Raw genomic sequence first — 3,995 nt, 5'->3', positions numbered from 1 at the left:
GCGCGAACCCACGGATTTTTGCACCCTGTCATCCGTGGGTTCGCGCTGCTATCGGTGGGTAAACTTTTCGATAGATAGCCCGCTAAAATTGCTGGAACGCTTCGTCAAGATTGAATGTGGCCAGAGCACGAGTCGTGGCAATTTGCGAGCTTTTTCCTGCTCCGGTCAATCGCCATCGGTGACGTGCTGGATTTCAACGCGCTGGTTCTTTTTCAAAACCAAAGCGATCCACGACGCGATTTCGTTGTTGATCTGGTTGGGGACATAAGTCAGCTTGACGAGATGCTTTTCGGATGGGTCGTCGCCGATGACCGAACCCACGGCGAGCTTCAGCCCCTCGGCTCGCGTTCCATCGGCACGCTGCCAGTGGTAGTGAAAGAGACGTTTGAATTGGTATCGGCCGAGTCGCTGCGATTTTCCGGAGATTGAGTGCCCCATGGCCATCGGCGGATCGATGGGATTGGCGGCCTGGAGTTGATCCATCACGCTGGGGATTTGCATCAGACGCCGACTGAGTTCGCTGTCCAACGCTGCGACCTGATCGTCAAGTTCCTCGAAGGACGTTCGATGAAGTCGGCGTTTTTCCTTTTGGTTTGCGATCAGCAAGCTCCAGGCGACCGCAAGGCCACAAACCGTGACCAGGATGAGCAACGTGCGTAATCGAAATTTCATCGGTTCTTCCGGTGGTTTTTGCGCGGATACCGCTACTGGAACGAACGGTAGGAAGGTCCGTTTTAGCGGGCCGGCCGGCGGGATGACATCTTGGGCCAGAAAAAAGCATGATGCAACCGGATAGACAAAGTGTCTTGAATGGCCGGCGCGCAGCGGGTAGGCTGAACACGAATCTCATCGAGATTTGAATCAGGACCGTCCCCATCTGCCGGAGTTTCGTGATGAATCAAACAACGTCGCCGTGGCTTGTGGCGGGCGGGCTCGTCGGGCCTCGATGCGTCGTCGGGCCTCGATGCGTCGGGGCCGGCTGGTTGGTGCTGGTGTTGGCCGTTTGCGTGATGGGGCCTGCGGAAGCAGACGATGCGACACTTGATGCGACGGGGACCGAGGCTCGTGTCGCCGATGCCCTTCGGATCACCACGGACGCCGCTCGCCAGTATGACTTTCAAGTCGCCGGGTCACCGCCGCGGACCCTTCGACTGCATCCGGCATCGATCTTAAAGTGGTCCAATCCGGTTGCCGGAGAAGTGTACGGCAACGTTTATCTGTGGACCGATCAGGGGCGTCCACAAGTCATCGGCTCGCTCTTTCAGTGGTATTCGCCGATGACACACGGTTCTCACGAATTCCATTCCGTTTCGAGCGAACCGCTGGTTGCTTCACGTGGTGGTGTGCGCGTTTGGACGACATCGGCCCCAGGGGTGCAATGGCATCCGGTTGCCCAGTCGCCTTCGGTTGCCGATTCTCCGGCGGTCCGACTGCGTCACGCGCGGGCCATTTCCAGGGACTTTCAAATTGAAAAGACGGACCGGGATGGTGTTTCGCGGCGGCTGCGTCTGCTCGCTCAGCCGGTCTTCCGCTATGGCGATGACGCGTCCGATGTCATCGATGGCATGCTCTTTGTCTTTGTCCAAGGCACCGATCCGGAGGTGTTTTTGATGGTCGAGGCTAAGCGGAACGGGGCTCAAGCACAGTGGCAATTCGCGTTGGTGCGAATGAACAGTGTGTCGTTTGTCGCCAGCTATCAGGACCAGGAAGTTTGGCGCACCGAGATCTGGCCGTGGAGCAAAGTCAAGAACGGTCGAGAAACCTACACGTCCATCGGCCCGTTCGAGCGTGACTCCGTCGGGCGATAACAAACGAATCTCAGCCGTCTGGCGCGAGTCCAATACCGCTAAGTGAACATCACTGATGGGGCCCGGACGCTGGCGCGAACCGGCTGATATCAAACGAAGATCAGCCGTTTGGCGCGAGCCTACGGGCCCTCCCCTGAGGAAATGACGCTTCACTGAACGGTGTCGGGGGCGGCACGCTGGCGATGCGGAATTCGCTTCCGACTGCGGCGTGTGTTAGGTTGAATGCGACTCGCGGTCTCAATTGCCCGCGAAAGCTTCTGCTGCGTGACAGGTTTCAGACTCTTTCCGGAGAAGAACGATGCAGTTTGACGATCGCCGCCGATTTTTGGCCAAGGTTGGAAGCGGGATGTTGGTGGGCAGCCTGGGAGCCTCTCTCGCCGGGGATTTGGGAATCTCGTCGGCTTGTGCGGAGGATCACGACGGCCGTCTGACGTTTGGCGACATGGAGCCGTTGGTCGCGCTGATGCAGGAGACACCGTTGAATCGATTGCAGCGTGTCTTGCTCGATCGCATCGACGGGGGCACTGAGTTGCAGACGTTGATCGCCGCCGGGGCTCTGGCAAATGCACGTACGTTTGGAGGCCATGACTATGTCGGATTCCATACCTTCATGGCGCTTTCACCTGCCCTGGAGATGTCGACGGAGCTGCCGAGTGAACGACGGGCGCTTCCGATCCTCAAGGTCCTCTACCGAAATACCGATCGGATCCAACAATTCGGCGGATCGAGCCGTGAAGTGCTCAAGCGTCTCGATTCGTTAAAACATGAGGGGGCTCGACCGACCGGGCACGCATTGCAAGCGGCGACGCGCACGGCGGATGTGGAGCAGGCGGAGCGGATCATGGCGTCGATGGCGGACCAACCGGCTCAGCGGATCTTCAACAAGGTGCAGTTTCCCATTCAAGATGACGCGAACGTCCACCGCGTGGTGCTGGCGTGGCGAGCCTGGCTGGCGATCGATCTGATCGGCCAGCAACATGCCAGCACGCTGTTGCGACAGTCGGTCCATTTCTGTTTGCAGGATTCCAAGAATCGTCTCGAAAAGGGACGACCGGATCCTGAACTATGGGTGCTGCTGCCCAAGCTGCTCGATCAGTACAAGTTGATCGGCAAGCCCGTCGGCACGCGGCGAGGAGACGACCAATGGATCGAGGAATTGGCGTGGACGTTTTTCCGGAGCAATCGCAGCCAAGCGGCGGACGCGGCCGCCCAAGTGTTGGCCGAAGGCTACGAGCCGGACCAGATCGGAGAAGCGATGTCGATCGCTGCCAATTTGCTGTTGCTGCACGACCCGGGACGGTCACGGGATCAAGACGGTGACAAGGTCAAAGGGTCCGTCCACGGCGCATCGGTCGGCGTCCACGCGTCCGATGCCGCCAACGCGTGGCGCAACATTGCCGCGGTCAGTAATCAACGCAACACGATGGCCAGTTTGATCGTCGGCGCTTATCACACCGCAGGTCAGAGCCCGCATGTCCGCCCGGAACGGTGGCCGTTGAAACAAGACGCCGTGGAAGCGATCGACGATCAATCGGAGCTATTAAAGATAACCGAAGGTGCGGTCCGTGGTCGCGATCAATCGCTCGCCGCCGCTGCCGCACAGCGGTATGGAGAACTTGGTGGTTCTCCGCGGCCGCTGTTCGATGTGCTGCTCTCCTTTGCGACCAGCCAAGACGGAGCGTTGCATGCGGAAAAGTACTACCGCACGGTGACCGAAGAGTTTGCCAAAACGCGACCGTCGATGCGGTGGCGTCATTTGGTCGGGTTGGCCAGGGTTTCGGCCAGCGAATACGGGACGCCCGCACCGGGGTACGAGGAAGCCTGCGAACTGATGAATGTCGACGCCTAGTGCGTTGTCCGAACGGGGTTAGGTACGAACATCACAGGCTCACGTCACAAGGGATGCAGCGCACGTTGGTGTCAAGCCTTCAGGCGATTCCCGTTCGCTGCGGAGCAGCGAAATGGGCGGCTAAAGCCTGCACACCAGCGCACGTTGGTGTCTAGCCTTCAGGCGATTCCCTGTCGCTGCTACGCAGCGAACCGAGCGGCTGAAGCCTGCACACCAGCGCAGGTTGGTGTCTAGCCTTCAGGCGATTCCCGGTCGCTGCGGAGCAGCGAAATGAGCGGCTAAAGCCTGCACACCAGCGCAGGTTGGTGTCTAGCCTTCAGGCGATTCCCGGTCGCTGC

At 59.4% G+C, this 3,995-nt stretch carries 3 protein-coding genes; 2 read left to right on the top strand and 1 reads right to left on the bottom strand.

From position 1 onward, the window contains the following. Positions 1-165: 165 nt before the first annotated feature. Complete coding sequence (locus ABX749_RS24750; protein WP_372898345.1) at positions 166-672, bottom strand: hypothetical protein; 507 nt, start codon at positions 670-672, stop codon at positions 166-168. A 221-nt stretch (positions 673-893) separates the two neighbouring features. Here ABX749_RS24750 and ABX749_RS24745 point away from each other — a divergent pair, with 221 nt between their 5' ends. After that, entirely contained in the window at positions 894-1,808 is a 915-nt protein-coding gene (locus ABX749_RS24745) for a hypothetical protein (protein WP_372898344.1), read from the top strand. Between the two features lie 298 nt (positions 1,809-2,106). After that, on the top strand, positions 2,107-3,657 hold the full coding sequence (locus tag ABX749_RS24740; RefSeq protein WP_372898343.1) for a hypothetical protein: 1,551 nt from the start codon (positions 2,107-2,109) through the stop codon (positions 3,655-3,657). Positions 3,658-3,995: the final 338 nt, after the last annotated feature.

It is taken from the genome of Stieleria sp. (genome assembly GCF_041595215.1).
In the GTDB taxonomy this organism is placed as follows: Bacteria; Planctomycetota; Planctomycetia; order Pirellulales; family Pirellulaceae; genus Stieleria; species Stieleria magnilauensis.
This window is presented reverse-complemented; position numbering and strand designations above follow the sequence as displayed.

Excerpts from the sequence above, each read along its gene's own strand:
- ABX749_RS24740 (WP_372898343.1), top strand. The coding sequence starts at position 2,107 with ATGCAGTTTGACGATCGCCGCCGATTTTTGGCCAAGGTTGGAAGCGGG.
- ABX749_RS24750 (WP_372898345.1), bottom strand. The coding sequence starts at position 672 with ATGAAATTTCGATTACGCACGTTGCTCATCCTGGTCACGGTTTGTGGC.
- ABX749_RS24745 (WP_372898344.1), top strand. The coding sequence starts at position 894 with ATGAATCAAACAACGTCGCCGTGGCTTGTGGCGGGCGGGCTCGTCGGG.